The organism is Pseudomonas halotolerans, from assembly GCF_039581215.1.
Lineage (GTDB): Bacteria > Pseudomonadota > Gammaproteobacteria > Pseudomonadales > Pseudomonadaceae > Aquipseudomonas > Aquipseudomonas tehranensis.
Genome location: NZ_JBCNTJ010000026.1, coordinates 1 through 19,590, shown reverse-complemented (window position 1 = coordinate 19,590; position 19,590 = coordinate 1). Strand labels below are relative to the sequence as shown.

The 19,590-nt window shown below is 61.7% G+C and carries 19 protein-coding genes; 7 read left to right on the top strand and 12 right to left on the bottom strand.

The genetic code is table 11. The features are described 5' to 3' along the window. Nucleotides 1-11: 11 nt before the first annotated feature. The 3 genes from AAIS01_RS25255 to AAIS01_RS25245 all read right to left on the bottom strand — a co-directional run bounded on the left by AAIS01_RS25255 (nt 12) and on the right by AAIS01_RS25245 (nt 2,929). On the bottom strand, nt 12-467 hold the full coding sequence (locus tag AAIS01_RS25255) for a (2Fe-2S)-binding protein (RefSeq protein WP_343471195.1): 456 nt from the start codon (nt 465-467) through the stop codon (nt 12-14). 286 nt (nt 468-753) lie between these two features. Beyond that, a complete protein-coding gene (locus AAIS01_RS25250; RefSeq protein WP_343471194.1) occupies nt 754-1,668 on the bottom strand; it encodes a hydroxymethylglutaryl-CoA lyase in 915 nt (304 codons plus the stop codon). 58 nt (nt 1,669-1,726) lie between these two features. Continuing rightward, a complete protein-coding gene (locus AAIS01_RS25245) occupies nt 1,727-2,929 on the bottom strand; it encodes a CaiB/BaiF CoA transferase family protein (RefSeq protein WP_092396567.1) in 1,203 nt (400 codons plus the stop codon). A gap of 182 nt (nt 2,930-3,111) precedes the next feature. Here AAIS01_RS25245 and AAIS01_RS25240 point away from each other — a divergent pair, with 182 nt between their 5' ends. Then, complete coding sequence (locus AAIS01_RS25240) at nt 3,112-4,032, top strand: LysR family transcriptional regulator (RefSeq protein ID WP_343471193.1); 921 nt, start codon at nt 3,112-3,114, stop codon at nt 4,030-4,032. Nucleotides 4,033-4,151: 119 nt separating this feature from the next. Then, nucleotides 4,152-5,159: a DctP family TRAP transporter solute-binding subunit gene (locus AAIS01_RS25235; protein WP_343471192.1), complete on the top strand. Its 1,008-nt coding sequence runs from the start codon at nt 4,152-4,154 to the stop codon at nt 5,157-5,159. Between the two features lie 51 nt (nt 5,160-5,210). Here AAIS01_RS25235 and yghU read toward each other — a convergent pair whose 3' ends face one another. The 6 genes from yghU to denD form a co-directional block, all read right to left on the bottom strand. Continuing rightward, nucleotides 5,211-6,050 carry a glutathione-dependent disulfide-bond oxidoreductase gene (yghU, locus tag AAIS01_RS25230; protein WP_343471191.1) on the bottom strand — a complete coding sequence of 280 codons (840 nt, stop codon included), beginning with the start codon at nt 6,048-6,050 and terminating at the stop codon, nt 5,211-5,213. Nucleotides 6,051-6,178: 128 nt separating this feature from the next. Continuing rightward, entirely contained in the window at nt 6,179-6,832 is a 654-nt protein-coding gene (locus AAIS01_RS25225; protein WP_343471190.1) for a substrate-binding periplasmic protein, read from the bottom strand. Nucleotides 6,833-6,938: 106 nt separating this feature from the next. Continuing rightward, a complete protein-coding gene (locus AAIS01_RS25220; RefSeq protein ID WP_343471189.1) occupies nt 6,939-8,282 on the bottom strand; it encodes a diguanylate cyclase domain-containing protein in 1,344 nt (447 codons plus the stop codon). Nucleotide 8,283: 1 nt separating this feature from the next. Continuing rightward, nucleotides 8,284-9,054 carry a substrate-binding periplasmic protein gene (locus AAIS01_RS25215; RefSeq protein ID WP_343471188.1) on the bottom strand — a complete coding sequence of 257 codons (771 nt, stop codon included), beginning with the start codon at nt 9,052-9,054 and terminating at the stop codon, nt 8,284-8,286. A gap of 380 nt (nt 9,055-9,434) precedes the next feature. Continuing rightward, nucleotides 9,435-10,841 (bottom strand): GntP family permease, encoded by a 1,407-nt coding sequence (locus tag AAIS01_RS25210; protein ID WP_343471187.1) that lies wholly within the window; start codon nt 10,839-10,841, stop codon nt 9,435-9,437. 59 nt (nt 10,842-10,900) lie between these two features. Beyond that, on the bottom strand, nt 10,901-11,857 hold the full coding sequence (gene denD / locus AAIS01_RS25205) for a D-erythronate dehydrogenase (protein ID WP_343471186.1): 957 nt from the start codon (nt 11,855-11,857) through the stop codon (nt 10,901-10,903). 191 nt (nt 11,858-12,048) lie between these two features. On the opposite strand from denD, the gene AAIS01_RS25200 reads away from it, so the two are divergent. From AAIS01_RS25200 to otnI, 5 genes are read left to right on the top strand one after another with little or no spacing between them, the layout of a single operon-like run. Further along, a complete protein-coding gene (locus AAIS01_RS25200) occupies nt 12,049-12,765 on the top strand; it encodes a FadR/GntR family transcriptional regulator (protein WP_343471185.1) in 717 nt (238 codons plus the stop codon). A 21-nt stretch (nt 12,766-12,786) separates the two neighbouring features. After that, complete coding sequence (ltnD, locus tag AAIS01_RS25195; RefSeq protein WP_343471184.1) at nt 12,787-13,695, top strand: L-threonate dehydrogenase; 909 nt, start codon at nt 12,787-12,789, stop codon at nt 13,693-13,695. Nucleotides 13,696-13,697: 2 nt separating this feature from the next. Continuing rightward, nucleotides 13,698-14,969 carry a 3-oxo-tetronate kinase gene (gene otnK, locus AAIS01_RS25190; RefSeq protein ID WP_343471183.1) on the top strand — a complete coding sequence of 424 codons (1,272 nt, stop codon included), beginning with the start codon at nt 13,698-13,700 and terminating at the stop codon, nt 14,967-14,969. Then, nucleotides 14,966-15,604 carry a 3-oxo-tetronate 4-phosphate decarboxylase gene (gene otnC, locus AAIS01_RS25185; RefSeq protein ID WP_305389779.1) on the top strand — a complete coding sequence of 213 codons (639 nt, stop codon included), beginning with the start codon at nt 14,966-14,968 and terminating at the stop codon, nt 15,602-15,604. Before otnK ends, otnC begins: the two co-directional genes overlap by 4 nt. A gap of 5 nt (nt 15,605-15,609) precedes the next feature. Next, nucleotides 15,610-16,386, top strand: coding sequence for a 2-oxo-tetronate isomerase (gene otnI, locus AAIS01_RS25180; protein WP_076384251.1), 777 nt, complete (start codon nt 15,610-15,612; stop codon nt 16,384-16,386). An 87-nt stretch (nt 16,387-16,473) separates the two neighbouring features. Here the strand turns inward: otnI and AAIS01_RS25175 are convergent, their stop codons facing one another. The 3 genes from AAIS01_RS25175 to AAIS01_RS25165 all read right to left on the bottom strand — a co-directional run. Next, entirely contained in the window at nt 16,474-17,697 is a 1,224-nt protein-coding gene (locus AAIS01_RS25175) for a zinc-dependent alcohol dehydrogenase (protein ID WP_343471182.1), read from the bottom strand. 97 nt (nt 17,698-17,794) lie between these two features. Next, the gene (locus AAIS01_RS25170; protein ID WP_343471181.1) at nt 17,795-18,748 is read right to left on the bottom strand and encodes a sensor domain-containing diguanylate cyclase; all 954 of its coding nucleotides are present in this window, start codon (nt 18,746-18,748) and stop codon (nt 17,795-17,797) included. A gap of 3 nt (nt 18,749-18,751) precedes the next feature. Beyond that, nucleotides 18,752-19,590, bottom strand: an 839-nt coding sequence (locus tag AAIS01_RS25165; protein WP_343471180.1) for a response regulator, incomplete at its 5' end; no start/stop codon positions are given.

Sequence of the window (19,590 nt, the reverse complement as noted above, 5' to 3'; positions counted from 1 at the left end):
ATGGGATGGGGTCAGGCCTTGCTCAATTCGGCGGCGCGGTGGATGGCCAAACGAATGCGCTGGTATGTGCCGCAGCGACAGATATTCCCGGCCATGGCCTGATCGATGTCGGCGTCGGTGGGGGCAGGGTTGCTCGTCAGCAATGCCGCGGCGGCCATGATCTGGCCGGACTGGCAATAGCCGCACTGGACGACATCCAGTTCGGTCCAGGCACGCTGAACCGGATGGCTGATATCGGCTGACAGGCCTTCGATGGTGGTGATCTTTTTACCGGCCAGGGCACCGACCGGCGTGATGCAACTGCGCTGGGGCGAGCCGTCGATATGCACGGTGCAGGCGCCGCATAAACCCATCCCGCAGCCGAACTTGGTGCCGGTCATGTTCATCAGGTCTCGAACGACCCACAACAGCGGCATATCGGCGGGCGCATCCACCTCCAGTTCGCGTTCATTGACCTGTAGCTTCATCGTTGACTCCCAGTCTGCAAAGAGAAGATCCGTGGCGACATTGAAGACACTGATTGGCGAGGGACACCATCGGGTTCAACCCCGATCGATGATCGGCAATGACTCGTGGGCTTTGTCGTCAATGGGATCGAGATGGAGCTTACAAGGCAGGTGCGCTGGCGATAAAGCCAGCAGGTTTGAATGGTCTGTGCAGGACGCCATAACAATTTTGGCGGACGCTGGAGCGCGCGCTGAGGCGCTTGCCTATCGGTGCGGTAGCCTCGGGCCGAGGCTGCCGGCCTGGGTTCTATTGAGCTTTTGCATAGCGTCGGTCGGACTTGCCGGCCTTGAGGATTGCCCCAGGCACCGGGTGGCCGACCAGCGTTGGCAGGGTGGCCGCTGCCGCCAGTAACTTGTCCAGGTCGACGCCGGTGTCCAGCCCCATGCGCTGGAACATGTGCACCAGATCCTCGCTGCAAATGTTCCCGCTGGCACCCGGCGCATAGGGGCAGCCGCCCAGCCCACCGAGGGAGGCATCGAAACGATCGATGCCGGCCTCCAGTGCCGCCAGCGCATTGGCCAGCCCCATGCCTCGGGTGTTGTGAAAGTGCAGGGTAAACGGGGTGTGCGGCCAGCGCGCCAGGGCTTCCCGGCAGATGCGCGCGACCTGCGCCGGATCGGCCATGCCCGTGGTGTCACACAAGGTCACGCCCTGCACGCCGATGTCCAGCAAGCGCTGGATCAGCCCATGGACCCGCGCTTCGGCGACCTGGCCTTCGAACGGGCAGCCGAAGGCGGTCGACAACGAGGCGTTGATGAACACGCCGCTTCCCTGGCTGACGGCGACGATCTGGCGGAACTGCTCGAGCGATTGCTCGGCGGTCATGCGCAGATTGGCTAAACCGTGGCTGTCGCTGGCCGACATCACCAGGTTGATCTCGTCAACCTCGCAGGCCAATGCCCGCTCACAGCCCTTTACATTGGGCACCAGCACGCTGTATTCCACCCCTGGCACGCGACGGATGCCGCGCATCACCTCTTCGGCGTCGCGCAGGCTGGGAATCGCCTTGGGCGAGGTGAACGAGGTGACTTCGATTTTCGCCAGGCCGGTTTGCGCCAGGCGATCGATCAGGGCGATCTTGTCTGCGCTGGGGATGAACTGGGCTTCGCTCTGGAAGCCGTCGCGGGTGACGACTTCCTGGATGTACAGGCGTTTGCTCATGGGGCGGTTCTCCGGGTAACGGTGAGGGGCGCAAGCTTTTTTGCAGGCGTCGCCTTGTTCAGATGATGCCGCGTTCGCGCAGGCCGCGGACCTGTTCGCCGCTCAGGCCCAGACCGGCCAGCAGGTCGTCGGTGTGCTCGCCCAATTGTGGGCCGCCGGCGCCGAGACGCCCCGGGGTGCGGCTGAGTTTGGGCAATACGCCCGGCACTTTCAGCGCGCCGGCGCTGGTCTGCACGGTCTCGATCATCTGGCGCGCAAGGTAGTGCGGGTCCTTGACTATATCGGCGGCGGTGTAGGGGAATCCGGCCGGCACCAACGCCTGATTCAGTGCCTCCAGGACCTGATCTCGATCGTGTTGCCGGGTCCATTCGGCGATGGCCGCATCGATACGCTCGGCGTGTTCGCCACGCCCGTCGTTATGCGCCAGGCGCGGGTCGTCGGCCAGATCCGGGCGGCCGATCAGTTGCATCAATCGCTTGTAGATACTGTCGCCGTTGCCGGCGATCAGTACGTATTGACCGTCGTTGCAGGGATAGGAGTTGGACGGCGTGATACCCGGCAGGGCGCTGCCGGCGGGCTCGCGAATATAACCACAGGCGTCGTACTCCGGGACCAGGCTTTCCATCATGGCAAACACCGATTCGTACAGCGCCACGTCAATGAACTGGCCCATGCCGCTGGTGTGGCGCTCCTGCAAAGCGAGCAGCACGCCGATGACCCCATACAGGGAAGACAACGAATCGCCCAGGCTGATGCCGACCCGTACCGGGGCCTGTCCCGGGTGACCGGTGAGGTGGCGCAGGCCGCCCATGGCCTCGCCGATGACACCGAAGCCGGGGCGGTCGCGATAGGGGCCGGTCTGGCCGTAGCCGGAGATGCGCAGCATGATCAGGCGCGGGTTGATCTTCGACAGCGTGTCCCAGCCCAGCCCCCAACTTTCCAGCGTGCCGGGGCGAAAGTTCTCGACCAGTACATCGGCTTCGGCCACCAGCCGGCGGACAATCTCCTGACCTTCCGCTGCTTTCAGGTTAAGGGTCAATGACTGCTTGTTGCGTGACTGCACATGCCACCAGAGCGAGGTGCCGTCCTTGAGCTTGCGCCACTTGCGCAGCGGGTCACCAACGCCCGGCGGCTCGATCTTGATCACCTGGGCACCAAACTCCCCGAGCATCTTGCTGGCGAAGGGGCCGGCGATCAATTGGCCCATTTCCAGGACCTTCAGGCCTTGCAGCGCCATGCTGCTTACGTGTTGTTCTGTCATGTCTGCACCTTCGGGTCGCGCGCTGTTCTTTGTCAGGCAGGATGGCTCAGGCCCTGAGGCTGAACAATTGATCAATGACCAAGCCAGGCTTCGTATCCTGCGAAGTGTCTCCTGTGAGAACCTTGAACCTGTTCTTTATCGTGCTGCACGTCGTGATACACGACTGACAGGAGGCCGCGCCTATGCGTCGTATCGATTTCGTCACCCTCAAGCTGTTTGTCGCCATCGCCGATGAGCGCAGCCTGACCAAGGCCGCCGAGCGCGAGCACCTGGCCCTGGCGGCGGTGAGCAAACGGGTCAGCGACCTGGAAAACCAGCTGGGTATCGCCTTGCTCTACCGCCAGCCCAAGGGCGTCGAACTGACGCCGGCCGGGCATGCCTTGCTGCATCACGCCCGCAATATGATGGACAACCTTGCGCAGTTGAACGCTGATCTCAGCGAGTTCAGCGAAGGGGTCAAGGGACATGTGCGCCTTCACGCCAATACCTCGGCGGTGATCGAGTTTTTACCCGAGGACCTCAGTGCTTTTACCCGGTTGCACCCGCAGGTCAAAATCGACCTGGAAGAGCGGGTCAGCAGCGAAGTCATTCGCGCGGTGCGCGAAGGGCTTACCGATATCGGCATTTTCGCCGGCCATGTGCCCGCCGACGAGCTGCAGGTATTCAACTACCGTCACGACCGTTTGGTGCTGGTCACCCCACGCGCGCATCCGCTGGCCGAGCGCAGCCGCATCAGCCTGCACGAAGCGGTCAGCTACGACTTCATCGGGTTGCAGCAGGACGCCTCGTTGCACGGCCTGCTGCAGCAGGCTGCGCGTCATCTGGGCATGCCATTGCGCCTGCGGATCCAGGTGCGCAGCTTCGAAGCCATTTGCCGGATGATCCACACCGGCATGGGGATCGGCATCCTGCCGGAGCTTGCCGTGCGGACCTATTTGCCGGCGCTCGATGTGCAGGTCATTGCGCTGGACGATCCCTGGGCGCGTCGCGAGTTGAAGATTGCCGTGCGCAGCCTGGAAGCGCTGTCGATGACAGCACGCCAGATGCTTGAACACCTGATGAGCAGCGAGCAACGGGAAGCGTCCATGACTGAGCCTTCGTGAAAGCCGAAGGCAGCATTGTTCAAATATGAATTTCAGTCGCGCAGGGACGGGGGGTAGAGTCCAAACGGACTGAGGGGGATGCGTCCCCAACGCTCACACAAAAACAATAGGAGCTCACCATGAAGTATCCATTCGTGCGCCGTGGCCTGACCGGCCTGCTTGCCAGCGTTGCCCTGGTCGGCGCGTTGTCGGCCCAGGCCGCCGAGCCGATTCTGATCAAGTTCTCCCACATCACCGCCGACAGCACGCCCAAGGGGCAGGGCGCCCTGATGTTCAAGAAGCTGGTGGAGGAGCGCCTGCCGGGTAAAGTGCAAGTGCAGGTCTACTCCAATTCGTCGTTGTACGGCGATGGCAAGGAGATGGAAGCCCTGTTGCTCGGCGAGGTGCAAATGTTGGCGCCGGCGCCCTCGAAACTTGAGCAGTACACCAAGCAATTGCAGTTGTTCGACTTGATGTTCCTGTTCGACGACGTCTCGGCGGCGCAGCGCTTTCAGCAGTCGGACAAAGGCAAGGCACTGCTCCGGTCAATGGAAGGCAAAGGCATCACCGGGCTGGCCTACTGGCTCAACGGCATGCGCCAGTTGACCGCGAACAAACCGCTGGTCAAGCCAAGCGATGCCCGCGGGCAGAAGTTTCGCGTGCAGCCGTCTGACCTGCAAGCCGCGCAATACAGCGCGTTGCGCGCCGTGCCGCGCAAGATGGCTTTCGCCGAGATCTACCAGGGCCTGCAAACGGGTGTGGTGAATGCGCAGGACAACCCCTGGTCGAACATCTATTCGCAGAAATACTATGAAGTGCAGAAGTACATGACCGAGTCCAACCATGCCATCGGTAACTATTTGCTGATCGCCAACACCCAGTTCTGGAATGGCTTGCCGGTGGATGTGCGCGATGAACTGGAGCAAATCATCGATGAGGTCACGGTCGAAGTGAACAAGCAGGCCGAGGTGCTCAATCAGAAGGCCAAGCAGGGCATCATCGATTCGGGCAAGAGCGAGATCATCAGCCTCACCGCGCAGCAACGTGATGCCTGGCGCGACGCCGTGCGTCCTGCCTGGAAAGCCTTCGAAGCCCAGATCGGGACTGAATTGATCGAAGCCGCCCAGGCGGCCAACCAATCCAACTGAAAGAGCCTCAGTGGCGGCCCGCGATTGATCTGGGCCCGCCGCACTGTCCCTTTAATCCAGATCCTCAGCCCGATGCCGCTCCGGCACTTGGCTTGCTTCATCACCCCACGTGCGGTTGACGCGTTGCCCACGAATCACCGCCGGCCGATTGGCGATCTCCTCGGCCCAGCGTTGCACATGGGTGTATTCGTGGGCAGCCAGGAACTCGGCAGCCGAGTACACATTGTTGCGAACCAATTGACCATACCAAGGCCAGACCGCGATATCGGCGATGGTGTAGCTGTCTGCGGCCAGGTATTGGCTTTCGCCAAGACGGCGATTCAGGACATCGAGCTGGCGTTTGGTTTCCATGGTGAAACGATTGATGGGGTATTCAAGTTTATCCGGCGCGTAAGCGTAGAAATGCCCAAAGCCTCCGCCCAGATAGGGGGCTGCGCCCATCTGCCAGAACAGCCAGTTCAGGGTTTCGGTGCGCCCGGCCGGATCAGTGGGCAGGAAGGCGCCGAATTTTTCCGCCAGGTACAGCAGGATCGAACCGGACTCGAAAACCCGGATCGGTGGCTCCACGCTGCGATCGAGCAACGCCGGGATTTTTGAGTTCGGGTTGATCTGGACAAAACCACTGGAGAACTGGTCGCCCTCGCCGATGCGAATCAGCCAGGCGTCATATTCGGCGCCGGTGTGCCCCAGCGCCAACAGCTCTTCCAGCAGGATGGTCACTTTCACGCCATTGGGCGTGGCCAGTGAGTACAGCTGCAACGGATGTTCGCCCACGGGCAATACTTTTTCATGGGTCGGCCCGGCGATAGGGCGGTTGATGTTGGCGAACTGGCCGCCGGAGGCGGCATTGTGTTCCCAGACTCTGGGCGGTACATAGGGCGTTTTGCTCATGGGAGGGGCCTCATTGCCGACGTTTAGTGACCGCGTGAACCGCGAAAAAAACTCTGGCTCAAGCCTGCCATAGGAAGGTCAGCGTCAGCAAATCACCCCGCGCGCAAGCACAGCATTAGCCTCACCGGCTAACGCTCTTGGGTCATGATCCGATCCACTTCGCCTGAAGACTTGAGCTTCGCGAAAGCCTGTTGAGCCCGGGTGACGATCTCATCCGGGGTGCTCAGACTAAACGCCATGTGAACTCGGTGGGGTTGTTCATCCAGGGAAAAGACCTCTTCCAGGGAGGTGAAATCCACTTGGGCATCTCTGCTCATCAGGCGCGCCGTGTTCTCGGGCATCGGCAGCAACTGAATTTGCTGATTCAGCAGTTTCTGAAAGTTATCGTGGTTGTCCGCTGATACCACCAGCCGGGTAAAGCCTTTCTGCTGCAGGTAAACCTGCTTGGCGTCATTTCGCACCACGCCTATGGTGTACTGCTTGGCATCTTCAAGGCTGTCAACGGCAATGCCGTCACGTCCACGCAGCTTGTAAAGCTTGGTCGTCGCCCGATGTATTTCACCCACCCACTTGAACAGCTGTTCACGAGCCGGGGTGCGATCGAGCGGGAAGATCATCACATTGGGTTCATGCAGTGCTTTTTCGTAAGCGCGTGCCCAGGGGTACAGCAACATACGGTAATCGCTGATCCCCGCAGCTTTTAACGTTTCGTCGGCTATTCGAGTGCCCGGCCCGACGAGCTGGCCTTCACGCAGGTAGGCGTATAACGAGTCTTCGGTCACGACTTCGATCGCCGCGGCGTGGCTTTTCACGCTGATCAGAGCCAGGAGCAAGCACGAGCAGAGCATCAGACGGTAGTGCATACAGACCTCGCGGCACACGATGGTTTTATAAAGCGACGCAATTGCGTCCCTGGTGTTTGGCCCGATACAACGCTTGGTCGGCACGTTGCAGCAGTTGATCGAAGTGATCCATGGTTTTGGGGTCCAGCTCGGCGACGCCGATGCTCAGGGTGACAAAGGGCGAAACCGCTGAGCCGCCATGGGGCAGTGCCAGTTCAGCCAGGCTTTCACGAAACCGCTGGGCGGCCTCGCATGCCTGGCTGGCATTGATATTGGGCAGCACCACGACAAATTCCTCACCCCCCAGGCGAGCCGTCAGTTCGCCGGAGCGGCCGAAGACACTGCGCAGGGTCCCGGCGATCTGTTTCAAGCACTCGTCGCCCTTGATGTGGCCGTAGGTGTCGTTGTAGATCTTGAAGAAATCCACATCGCACATCAGCACGGCCAGCGGGGTGTTGTGGCGGATCGCACGGCGAAACTCGACGTCCTTCAGTTCATCGAAATAACGACGGTTGGCCAAGCCCGTCAAGGCATCGTGACGCGACAGCGCTTCGAGGGCCTGGTTGGCGGCCTTGAGTTCCGAGGTGCGCGCTTCGACCAATTCGGCCAACTGGTCGCGGCTGGCTGCAAGGGCCAGTTCATCCGAGTGCTGGCGCTCCAAATGGGCGTGCAGGTTGTCTTGCAGTGCGTTGACTTTGGATTCGAGCAGGCTCAACTCGTCCTGGCGCCGGACTGAACGTTGCAGCTTGAGGTGGACGTTGAGGGCTTGTGGTGAGAGCTTCCCCAGATGTCGGGCGATATGGACAACGTGTACGGTCACCAGGCGGTTGAACATGGTCATGACCAGGCCGGCCAACAGCAACGACTGGATCACCTGAGTGATGACGATGCTGCGTGCTTCGTCCCAGAGACGCTCCCAAAGCAGGTTGTTATCGCCCTCGATGGTCAGTTCACCGACCTTTTCGTTGGCGCCGATGTAGGGGTGTGCGATGAGCTGGCGATGCAGCACCGGTGCCACGCTGGATGGATTGCTGGCATATCGATTGAACTCAATGACTTCTGGCGACTGTCCAGGGCGCAGGATATTCAGTACCACGCGTCCAACCGGCGCCGCCTGCGCGACGCTGGTGATCTGCTTGTCCAGCGACTCACGGTCCATTTCCCAAATGGCATGGGCCAGGGTGTTCTGGAACACCTGGTCGATCAGGACCAGCTCCGAATTCATCTGCGCCAGATTGTTTTCCCAGGCCTGCCAGGTACGCAGGGTAACCATCGCCAAGGTAAAGCACAGGCAGAACAACAGCGTGGCCAACACCAGACGCCGTCCCAGCGAACTGAACGTCCTGGTTTTGGGTGGGTGGAGGGGCGCAGTCCGAAAGTCGTCGGCCATCTCATAACCACTTGCGCATGATGGCATCGTAAACGCCATTGCGGCGGATGGTCTCCAGGCCGGAGCGGAATTTATCGACTGTCGCGGCCGGCGTCTTGCGACTGAACGCCATGCTCAAGCCATCCTGACTGCTCAATTCGGGGAGCGGCAGTGAGCGGATCAATACTTTATCCGGGTCTTCACCATTCTGGCGGGTCAGGTACACCGCGTTGAGCTCATTGGAAATCCATAGCTCCACGTGGTCGACCTTGAGCTTGCGATAGTTGTGTTCGTACTTGTTGCTCGACTGCAGGTCTTCACCGATGCGGAAACCTTTTGACACCAGGTATTGCTCACCCACGTCCTGATTGACCGTGGCGATCTGATGGCCGTGCGCGTCGTCCAGTGAATTGAGTTTTACCGGGCGCTCAGCCAGCGAGTACATGTACCACTGGGTCGGCGCAATGGCCCCGACCCATTGGAAAAGTGATTCACGCGCAGGGGTCCGGACGATTGAATAGATCAACACGTTGCTTTCATTGAGCGCCAGTTCGTAGGCCCGCGCCCAAGGCATGGGCTGGATGGACGCCTCTACGCCGACCTCCTTGAGCACTGCCTGGACCACTTCGGTGCTCATACCGGTCACTCGCCCGTTCTGCGTCATGTTATAGGGCGGCAGTTCTTCCGTAACGATGCGCAGCGCAGTCTCTGCGACGGCCTTTGGCACGGGTGCGCTTGCAGCCAGGAACATCAGGACGCAGCACATCAGCAGACGGTTAAACGGCAAAATCATCGAGAGTTACCCTATGCAACCAGCAGTGCCGGCGCGGCCTGGGGGCCGTTGACTTAATGTGTTATCGGCTGGGCCTATACGTGCTTGAGTGTTATCCGTCGAAACCGGGGGGACATTGAACCTGGGCGGTCGGCCCAGATCATGTGGAAAACTTGAGTGTGGCCTGTCTTTTTCCAACTGTCGATTCGGCGACATCTAACTAAACGCGGGTTCGTTTATGAGTTGCAGAAGGTTTTGGCTGGATGAATGGGGGATGCTGAAACGGTTGAACAAATAGGGCGCCCGTTCCTGCGCAACGATTGTGGGCGAATGAGCAAGCGCTAAGAGCAAGGGCACCTGGGCAGGATTCATCAGTTCCTGCCCAGGTGCCAGGCGCTTGGTTATCCGAGAATGGCGTTGAAGAGCAGCAGCGTGAGCAGGGAGGTGAACCAACCGATCGTGGTCGGAACCGACCAGGTCAGCATTTGATGCTTGGCGTTGGTGACCCCCAGCATGCGGTTGACTACCCAGAAATAGCTGTCGTTGAAGTAGCCGAAAACCATCGAGCCAATGGCCGCCGCCTGGGCGGCGAAGACCATGTTAACGTCGGGAATCGAAGCCAGGATCGGCGCGGAAATCGAGGCGCCGGTGATCATCGCCACGGTGCCGCTGCCCTGGATCAGGCGCACCAGCGAAGCGATCACGAAGGGGATCAACACCGCCGGCAGTGGCAAGGTGGCGACCCATTCGCCCATGTACTGGCCCGCGCCGCTGTCGCGCAGCACGGCACCCAGTGCGCCACCGGCGCCAGTGACCAGCAGGATGATGCCGGCGCTTTCCACGCCTTTTTCCATGTGCGCGATGACTTCCTCGCGCGGGCGCCGTGGTACCAGGCCATACAGTGCCGCGACCACCCCGAGGCCGACGGCAATGACCGGGTTGCCGACAAACGCGATGGTCTGGCCGAACAGGCTCTGGGTCAGGGTACTGTCACCGTTGAGTTTGCCGAGGGCCACGACCAGGGTGTTGCCGAAGATCAGCACGATGGGCAGCACGATGGGCAGCATCGACAGCCACAGCGGCGGCAGCTCGGCCTCGCGGGCATCGGCGCGCTCGAGTACTTCGCGGTAGGCGGTGGCGGGTTCGACCGGTTGCTGGCCGCTTTGCGCGATCATCGCCTCGATGCGTGGGCCCATGAAGCGCGCGTAGGCCACCAGCACGAAGGTGCCGGGAATGGTGAACACCACGCCCCAGAAAATCATCAAGCCCACATCGATATTGAAGATCCCGGCAATCCCCAGCGGCCCCGGCGTTGGCGGAACCGCATGGTGGGTCAGCATCAGGCCGCTGGCCAGGGCAATACCCAGGGTCAGCATCGATTTTCCGCTGTTGCGCGCCAGCGCACGGACCAACGGGTTGAGGATGACAAAGGCCGAATCGCAGAAGATCGGCACCGAGACGATGTAGCCGGTCACCATCATCGCCCACTCTTCGCGCTTGTTGCCCAGCCAGCGCACGAAGGTATAGGCCATTCGCTCGGCGGCACCGGAGACTTCCAGCAGGCGACCCATCATCACACCGAAACCGATGACCAGGCCGATGGTCGACAGCGTGGCACCGAAACCGGTGGTGATGGATTTGACCAGCGCGTCCGGTGCCATGCCGCCACCCAAGCCGGCGATCGAGGCGGCGATGATCAGCGCCAGCAGGGCGTGGATGCGGGTTTTGAGAACCAGCACGATGAGTATGACGATGGCCAGGACCAGGCTCACCATCAGCTGTGGACCGGCGATAGAAGTTGCGTCCATTGGGTAATCACTCTTGTTGTTATTGGATGGAACGACGGCACCGCCAGGGGCCGTCTGGGTCAGTGATTCATGCTGAGCTGGTGCGCCCTTACCACGCTGTCAAAATCGGCGTCACCGCGAAAGCCCAGTTGCAGCGGCCTTTGGATGTCGAAGTTGCCGGGCCAACTGCAGACGATGCGCTGGATCCGCTCGTCCGGTTCAAAGCTGACCCGCGCGCGGGCCGCCTCGCCACCGACACGGGCGAGACTGTCGAGCATTTCGCTGACGCGCACGCTGATGCCGGGCAGGTTGAGGGTCCGACGCAGGCCAAGCGCCTGGCCGTCCAGGCGCGCGGCATGGACCAGGTTGTCGACCACGGTCTGCGGCGAAGACAGCCACATGCGGGTATCCAGCGGTACCGGACAGTTGCTCGCCTCGCCGGCCAGAGGCTCACGCAAGATGCCGCTGGCAAATGAGGAGGCTGCTGCGTTGGGTTTGCCAGGGCGAACGGAAATGGTCGGCAGGCGACACACCCGGCCATCGATGAAGCCCTTGCGCGAGTAGTCGTTGATCAGCAGTTCGGCCATTGCCTTCTGCGCGCCATAGGACGACTGCGGCAGCGGTGCGAGTTCTTCGGGCACCTGCTCGGGCATCGGCCCGCCGAATACCGCCAGGGAGCTGGCGAACACGAAACGCGGCGCCTGGGCCTGGTGGCGGCTGGCTTCGAGCAGGGCGCGGGTGGCCTCGAAATTGACCCGCATGCCCAGGTCGAAATCGGCTTCGGCCTGGCCACTGACGATCGCGGCCAGGTGGTAGACCAGGGACGTCTCTGGGCCGATCAGTGATTGGATAAAGGCCGGGTCACAGATGTCGCCCGTGTGCGACACCACACGCGGGTCATCGATGGGGCAGGGCGCCAGGTCAACTGAGACAAGGCTAGCGCCGGGGGGCAGCAGGTCGCTCGCAGTGGGCGCCAGCAGCGCTTCGATCAGGCGGGCGCCGAGAAAGCCAGCGCCGCCAGTTACCAGGATCTTCATGTATTGCACTCCGCTTAAGGAGAATATTCGGGGCAGCGTGCCGAACGCCCCGTATTCTTGTTATTTGACGAACCAGGTGACAAGCAGTTGTCATGTTGTATGATGAATTTAACGTGGACGCAACCGTTGCGTGTTTTCTTCTTGCTCACCGCGAGTGGCAGGGCAGCGCGACGATTGCCGGGAGAATCTGAGTGGACAGTCTGAACGACGTTACCCCCAAGCTGGCCGAACGGCTGGCCAAACGCCTGAGTGCGGCGGTCCATGAGGGCCAGTTGGCCGCCGGTAACCGCTTGCCCACCGAGCAGGCCTTGTGCGAGCAATACGGTGTCAGCCGCACGGTGGTGCGCGAAGCGATTTCGATGCTCAAGCGCGAGGGCATGCTCACTTCGCGCCAGGGCAGCGGCACCTTCGTCGTGCCCAATCCCAGTGTCGCGTTGCGCCTGTCTCCGCCCCAGGGCAACTTCGAGGCCGTGGTGGAGATCCTCGAGTTGCGCAGCGCGCTGGAGATCAAGGCCGCCGAATTGGCCGCGGCGCGGCGCACCAATGCGCAATTGCGGGCGATGCAAAACGCCTTGGCCGAGCTCGACGAAGCGGTCGAGCGGGGTGAAGACGGCGTGCGCGAAGACCTCGCCTTCCACCGTTCGGTGGTGGCCGCCACCGGCAACCAGCACTTTCTCGAAACCATCGATTTTCTGCACCAACTGCTGCAACAGGCGATCCGAGTGACCCGTTGCAATGAGGCGCGTAACAGCCAGTACATGCAGCAGGTCGACCAGGAGCACCACGCGCTGCTCGAGGCGATCGCTGCCGGTGACAGCGAGGCGGCGCGTAACGCGGCCTCCTCGCACTTGCGCAACGCCGAAGTCCGCCTGCGCGAAGCGCGAAGCGAGGCCGACGCGTCCGGATAACAACCACAAGAGGATTCACCCGTGACAGCAATATCCAATATTGGTGTGGTCGGCCTGGGCTCCATGGGCCTGGGCATGGCGCGCTCCCTTTTACGTGCCGGTCTGCCCGTGTGGGGCTACGACATCCGCGAGGACGTGCGCCAGGCCTTCAGCGCCGAGGGCGGCCAGCCGGTCAGTGCCCTGAGTGACAGTGCCGCGCTCAGCGATCTGCTGTTCATTGTGGTGGTCAACGCCGCGCAGACCGAGCAACTGCTGTTCGGCGCGCAGGGTATTGCCGCGCGGCTGCGTCCGGGCTCCGTGGTCATCGCCTGTGCAACCATCTCGGCTGCGGCGGCGCGGCGCATCAGCGAGCGCTTGGCCGAGCACCAGGTGCTGATGCTCGATGCGCCGATTTCGGGGGGGGCGGTGCGTGCCGAGGCGGGCGAATTGACCATCATGGCGTCGGGGCCGCAAGCGGCCTTCGAACGGGCGCAAACGGCACTTGCTGCGGTGGCCGCCAAGGTCTACCGGCTGGGTGAAGAGGCCGGGCAAGGCTCGCAGATCAAGCTGGTCAACCAGTTGCTCGCCGGGGTCCACATTGCCGCGGCAGCCGAAGCCATGGCCTATGGCATTCGCCAGGGGTGTGATCCCGAGGCGCTCTACGAGGTGATCAGCCATAGCGCCGGCAATTCCTGGATGTTCGAAAACCGCGTGCCGCATCTGCTGGCGGGTGATTATCGGCCACGCTCGGCGGTGGATATTTTCGTTAAGGATCTGGGGCTGGTGCTCGACAGCGCCCAGGAGGCGGTCTTCCCGTTGCCGCTGACCGCCAGCGCCCACCAGATGTTCAAGCAAGCGTCGGCTTCCGGACTGGGGCGCGAGGACGATATCGCCGTGGTGAAGATATTCCCCGGTATCAGCCTGCCTGCCGCCGCCAACGAGGAGCTTTGACCATGCCCCTGATCGGATGCATCGCCGACGACTTCACCGGAGCGACCGACCTTGCCAGCATGCTCGTGCGCGGCGGCGCCCGCACTGTGCAGACCATTGGCGTTCCACGCGGCCCCTTGGCGCTGGGCGAAGCCGACGCGCTGGTGGTGGCGCTCAAGTCGCGCAACCTGGCGCCCGAGGAGGCAGTCGCACAGTCGCTGCAGGCGCTGGAGTGGTTGCGCCAGCAGGGCTGCCGACAGTTCTACTTCAAGTATTGCTCGACGTTCGACTCCACCGCCGAGGGCAACATCGGTCCGGTCAGCGATGCGCTGCTTCAAGCCCTGGGCAGCGACTTCACCGTGGCCTGTCCGGCGTTCCCGGAGAACCGCCGTAGCGTGTTCAACGGCTACCTGTTCGCCAATGACGTGCTGCTCAACGAAAGCGGGATGCAGGATCATCCGCTCACGCCCATGCGCGACGCCAATCTGCTGCGCGTGTTGCAGCCGCAAACCCGCCACCCGGTCGGCCTGATCGACTACCGGACCCTGCGCGCCGGCGTCGAGGCGACCCGTCAGCGGATCGCCGCGTTGCGCGCTGAAGGCGTGGGCATCGCCGTCAGCGACGCTATTGATAATGAAGATTTGCAGGTGCTTGGCGCCGCCTGTGCCGACCTGCCGCTGGTGACGGCCGGGTCGGGGCTGGCGTTGGGCATGGCCCAGGATTGGCAGGCCAGAGGCTTGTTACAGGCCAACGGCGAAGCCAGTCGGCTGGAAGTGGGTTGGGGGCGTCAGGCGATTCTCAGCGGAAGCTGTTCGCGAGCGACCCTCGGCCAGATCGAGCGGGCGGCAGCGGTCTATCCGGCCTTTCGTCTGGAGGCGGCCGAGCTGATGGCCCGCGGTGACGCCCTGGTGGCCGAGGCTCTGGCCTGGGCTGCCGGCTACCAGGGGCCGGTGTTGATCTATGCCAGCAGCCCAGCCGATGAGGTTCGCCGGGTGCAACAACAGTTCGGCGCGCAGCAGGTCGGTGAGCGCATTGAAGCGGCCCTGGCGGCGATTGCCCGTGCGCTGGTCGAACAGCAGGGCGTGGGTCAGTTGCTGGTCGCCGGTGGTGAAACCTCCGGCGCAGTGGTCGGCGCGCTGGGCATCGAAGGTTTGCGCATCGGGCCGAGCATCGACCCCGGCGTGCCCTGGACCCAGACGCTCGGCCAACCTGGTCGGCCGCTGACCCTGGCGCTCAAGTCCGGTAATTTCGGCAGCGCCGATTTCATGATCAAGGCCTGGGAGATGCTGACATGACAGAAAGCCAATTGCGCGAAGAGATCGTCGAGATCGGCCGTTCGCTCTACCTTCGTGGGCTCAGCCCCGGCTCTTCCGGCAACATCAGCGTGCGGCTGGACGATGGCTGGCTGCTGACTCCGACCAATGCCTGTCTCGGTCGCCTGGACCCGGCGGACATCGCCAAGCTCGATTGGCAAGGTAACCACCTGGCCGGCAAGCCCGCTTCCAAGGAAGCGTTCCTGCATCGTGCGGTCTATGAAGGTCGCGAAGATTCGGGGGCCATCGTGCATTTGCATTGCACGCATTCGGCGGCGGTATCCTGCCTGGACTGTCTGGACGCTACGTCGTGCCTGCCACCGCTGACCCCTTACTTCGTCATGCGCGTGGGCCGCTTGCCGCTGATTCCGTACCACCGGCCCGGTGATCCGCGGTTGGGCGAGGCGATTCGCGGACTGGTCGGGCAGCACAGTTCGGTGTTGTTGGCCAATCACGGGCCGGTCGTTTCGGGCAAGAGCCTGGAGGCGGCCACCTACGCCATCGAAGAACTCGAAGAAACCGCCAAGCTCTACCTGTTGCTGCGCCAGCAGCCGGTACGGGCGCTGGACGACGAACAAATCGACGAACTGCGCCAAACCTTCGGCGCCCAATGGTGACTGCAATGCCACGTTTCGCTGCCAACCTCAGCATGATGTTCAACGACGCACCCTTCCTCGATCGCTTCGGCCGGGCCGCCAAGGCCGGTTTCAAGGGCGTGGAATACCTGTTCCCGTATGAATTCGCACCGGCCGAGCTGGCCGGGCGTCTGGCCGAGCACGGGCTTAGCCAAGTGCTGTTCAACCTGCCGCCGGGGGACTTTGCCGCAGGCGAGCGCGGTATCGCGGCGTTGCCGGGGCGCGAGGCGGAATTTCGTGAAAGTGTCGACCGCGCCATCGAATACGCCCACGCGCTGGGCTGCCCCAAACTGCACGCAATGGCCGGGCTGGTGAGTGACGAGAGCCAGCGTCCGCGCATGCGCGAGGTCTATCTGGAAAACCTGCGTTACGCCGCACGACGTTTGGCCGAGCACCAACTGACACTGCTGATCGAGCCGATCAACACCCGCTCGATTCCGGGTTACTTCATCAATCGCCAGACCGAGGGCCATGCAATCCTGGCTGAACTGGGCGAGCCGAACCTGCGCGTGCAACTGGACCTGTTCCATGCACAAATCATGGAAGGCGATCTGATTGCCGGTTTCCAGCGCTTCCAGGCCGGCGTCGGGCATATCCAGATTGCCGGCGTGCCGGACCGACACGAACCCGACCTGGGTGAAGTGAACTACCCGTACCTGTTCAAACTGCTCGACGAGGCCGGCTACGACGGCTGGATCGGCTGCGAGTACAACCCCCGCGGCCTGACCGAGGATGGCCTGGGTTGGTTTGCGCCCTGGCGCTGAGTCGAGACGGAATAGGGCGTTCAGGCGGGGGCGTGAGGGCATGCGACGAATGCAAACTCTCGCGTCCCAGGCGCCAGATAAATGCACTTACGTACTCAGCAGAACGGCCTGGTCATCATTGACCGGTAAGGCAATATCGGGCTCGCCGGGTGTCAGGATGACCTTGCGGCAATCTTCCTGTTTTTTGTCGAATAGCTTGTAGCCCTCGGCAGCCTGTTCCAGGGACAGGCGATGGCTGATGATGACTTCAGGGCTAAGGCGACCGGTCTCGATATGGCCCAGCAGCTCGGGAAGATATCGCTGCACGTGGGTCTGGCCCATTTTGAAGGTCAGGCCTTTGTCGAAAGCGTCGCCAAACAGGAAGCCGTGGATGAAACCGGCATACACGCCCGGTACGCTTACGACGCCACCGCGCCTGACGGCCGCAATGCATTGGCGTAACGCCTTGCCGCTGCTGCCTTCGAGTTTAAGCGTAGCCAGCACTGTTTCGGTGGTACTGCCTTTGGCTTCAAAACCCACGGCATCCACCACACCGTCCACGCCCCGCATGCCCTTGGTCTGGCGAATGATCGTGTCCGCCGGGTCGTCGTCTTCATCAAAATTGATGGGAATAACGCCATAGGTTTTCTGTGCATAGGCCAGACGATAGGGGTGATGATCGACCATGAAGATCTGGTCGGCGCCCAACATCCGCGCGCAGGCGGCGCTCAATAAACCGACCGGCCCGGCGCCATAAATGGCGATACTCGAACCACTGCCGATCCCGGCGTTGGTCACCGCTTGAAAGGCGGTTGGCAAGATGTCCGAGAGGAACAGCACCTTCTCGTCCGAGAGGGTTCCCGGCACTTTGAAAGGCCCGGTGTTGGCCTTCGGTACCCTTACATACTCAGCTTGCCCCCCAGGTATGCCGCCGTACAAATGGCTGAAACCGAACAGAGCGGCCCCGGGCGCGATTGCCTTCTTGTTCAGAATCGCTCCACGCCCCGTATTGGTCGTTTCGCAAGCGGCGAACAAATCCATCTGACAGAAGAAACAGCTGCCGCAGGCGATAACGAAAGGAACAACCACTCGATCGCCGGGTTGAACGGCGGTCACCGCTGAGCCGGCTTCTTCAACGATTCCCATGAACTCATGGCCGAAGATGTCGCCATGTTCGACAGCGGGAATTTTTCCGCGATAAAGGTGCAGATCGGAACCACAAATCGCCGTTGCCGTGACGCGCAGAATGATGTCGTCACTGTCCTCCAGGACCGGGTCGGGGACCGTGTCGACTTTTACACTGTGCGCACCGTGGTAAGTGAGTGCTCTCATGACGTCCTGCCTCTGGGTAGCGTGGTGATATAGGGCAGAGGCGGGGGACTGGATGGAAGTTCACAGTGTTAGCGCAGGCACGTGACTGGCGGTCATTTTACTCATGCACCGTCACCCGATTGCGCCCGGTTTTCTTCGATGTGTACAACGCCTGGTCGGCCCGGGCGATCAGTTCGGCGTGGCCGGTCGCGGGTTGGCTCAGGTCCGCCACCCCCAGGCTGATGGTGAATCGGATGCTCTGGTCGTTGAACAGCACTTGCAGCTCCTCGACTGCATGGCGCAGGCGTTCGGCGAACATCCGGGCGCCGACCTTGTCGGTGTCCGACAGCACCACACCAAACTCTTCGCCACCATAACGCCCGGCCACATCGGAGTCGCGTACATGTTCGTGCAGAAGCCGGGCGACCTGCTCGATGACCTGATCCCCGGCCTGGTGGCCATAGGTGTCGTTGACCCGTTTGAAGTGGTCGATATCGAGCATCACCAGGCTCAAGGCATTGCCGTAGCGCTGATGCCGAGCATAAGCGGCCTTCAGGCTCGCCTCCCAATGACCGCGGTTGTACAGCCCGGTCAGTCGATCGGTGCTGGAGAGCTGTTGCAATTGCGCATTGGCGGCCTGTAGTTGATGGCGGTTGGTGGCGACGTCGGTGACGTCATAGATCACCAGGCAAATGTGACTGATCTTGCTGTCGGGAGAGCGCAACGGTAACAGCGTGGTGTTCTGGTACATGAACTCTTCCTGGCCGGTGATGGGCTGGTAGCTCTTGAACCGCACCAGATAGGGACGCTGCTCCCAGACAGTGAACGCTGGGGTGCCCAGGGCCGCGACGCTTTCCACCTTGCGGCTGAACCACTGGCGATCGATTTCGGGAAACAGGCTGAAGAAATGCTGGTTGTGGGCATCCTTCGGCTGCACCCCGGAGCGGTTCTCCATGAACGTGTTCCAGACCTGTACGCGGTAGTCGCGGTCCAGCACCACCACACCCACATCGATGCTCTGAACAATGGCCAGCAACCAGTGAAACTCGTTCAGATCAATGGAATCAGGCATGGCTCAGGTCATCAGATAGGTGAGTTTTTGGGTCAGCCGCTCGATCGAGTCTTCCGTGAACAGCAATAAGAGGTCGAAACGAATATCGTGCCCTTCCAGGCTGTAGCTGATTTCCACCGCCAGGGTCTTTTTCCAGTGCTTGCGGTTGACGTGAATCAGCTCCTCGATGGCCGCGTGCTGGCCGAGAATCTGCGGATGACCCTGCGAGAACACCACGTCGATCTGTTCGGCAATACTGCTCAGGCAAGCGCCGATCAGAACGCTGGAGAGGTCCAGCAGCATTTCCAGGTCCGAATAATCGCTACTTTGGCGCTGCATCAGTTGCGCGATGTCGGCGATTTCCGATTCGTGAAATATCAGCAGGGCTTCGCCGGCAATACCACTGCCGATAAAGCCCTGGCAGATGGCCGTGAGTTGCTGGGAGCTGCCGGCATCGTTAAGCGCCATATGCAGCTCACCCACCTCAAGGATGTTCACGTTCGGTACTGGTAACTGCACAAACACACCCAGCACGTTGGCGATCAGGGCGGCGGCCTGGCCGATGGCAACGTTGACCGTCTCGCGGAACGCATCGTGAAAACTGATGGCTGTGTTCGTCAGCGAACGCGTTTGCGGCGGCGTCTGGCCGGGCTGCGTCAGCAGGCCCAACTGACTGAGCGTCTGGCGCAGCTCGTTTTCATCGAATGGTTTTTTCAGGAATGCCAATGCGCCCAGCTCCAGCACGCGGTGTACCGCCTGCTCCTGGACGTCACCGGAGATCACGATGACTTGCGCCTTCAAGCCTTCGGCGCGCAAGGCGCTCAACACCTGATAACCATCCATCTCCGGCATGGTCAGGTCCA

Bases quoted from the DNA above. Each gene is read 5' to 3' on its own strand.
- AAIS01_RS25175 (WP_343471182.1), bottom strand. From the start codon at position 17,697: ATGAGAGCACTCACTTACCACGGTGCGCACAGTGTAAAAGTCGACACG.
- AAIS01_RS25250 (WP_343471194.1), bottom strand. From the start codon at position 1,668: ATGAGCAAACGCCTGTACATCCAGGAAGTCGTCACCCGCGACGGCTTC.
- AAIS01_RS25215 (WP_343471188.1), bottom strand. From the start codon at position 9,054: ATGATTTTGCCGTTTAACCGTCTGCTGATGTGCTGCGTCCTGATGTTC.
- AAIS01_RS25170 (WP_343471181.1), bottom strand. From the start codon at position 18,748: ATGCCTGATTCCATTGATCTGAACGAGTTTCACTGGTTGCTGGCCATT.
- otnK (WP_343471183.1), top strand. From the start codon at position 13,698: ATGCCCCTGATCGGATGCATCGCCGACGACTTCACCGGAGCGACCGAC.
- AAIS01_RS25240 (WP_343471193.1), top strand. From the start codon at position 3,112: ATGCGTCGTATCGATTTCGTCACCCTCAAGCTGTTTGTCGCCATCGCC.
- denD (WP_343471186.1), bottom strand. From the start codon at position 11,857: ATGAAGATCCTGGTAACTGGCGGCGCTGGCTTTCTCGGCGCCCGCCTG.
- AAIS01_RS25235 (WP_343471192.1), top strand. From the start codon at position 4,152: ATGAAGTATCCATTCGTGCGCCGTGGCCTGACCGGCCTGCTTGCCAGC.
- otnC (WP_305389779.1), top strand. From the start codon at position 14,966: ATGACAGAAAGCCAATTGCGCGAAGAGATCGTCGAGATCGGCCGTTCG.
- AAIS01_RS25255 (WP_343471195.1), bottom strand. From the start codon at position 467: ATGAAGCTACAGGTCAATGAACGCGAACTGGAGGTGGATGCGCCCGCC.
- yghU (WP_343471191.1), bottom strand. From the start codon at position 6,050: ATGAGCAAAACGCCCTATGTACCGCCCAGAGTCTGGGAACACAATGCC.
- otnI (WP_076384251.1), top strand. From the start codon at position 15,610: ATGCCACGTTTCGCTGCCAACCTCAGCATGATGTTCAACGACGCACCC.
- AAIS01_RS25210 (WP_343471187.1), bottom strand. From the start codon at position 10,841: ATGGACGCAACTTCTATCGCCGGTCCACAGCTGATGGTGAGCCTGGTC.
- AAIS01_RS25245 (WP_092396567.1), bottom strand. From the start codon at position 2,929: ATGACAGAACAACACGTAAGCAGCATGGCGCTGCAAGGCCTGAAGGTC.
- AAIS01_RS25220 (WP_343471189.1), bottom strand. From the start codon at position 8,282: ATGGCCGACGACTTTCGGACTGCGCCCCTCCACCCACCCAAAACCAGG.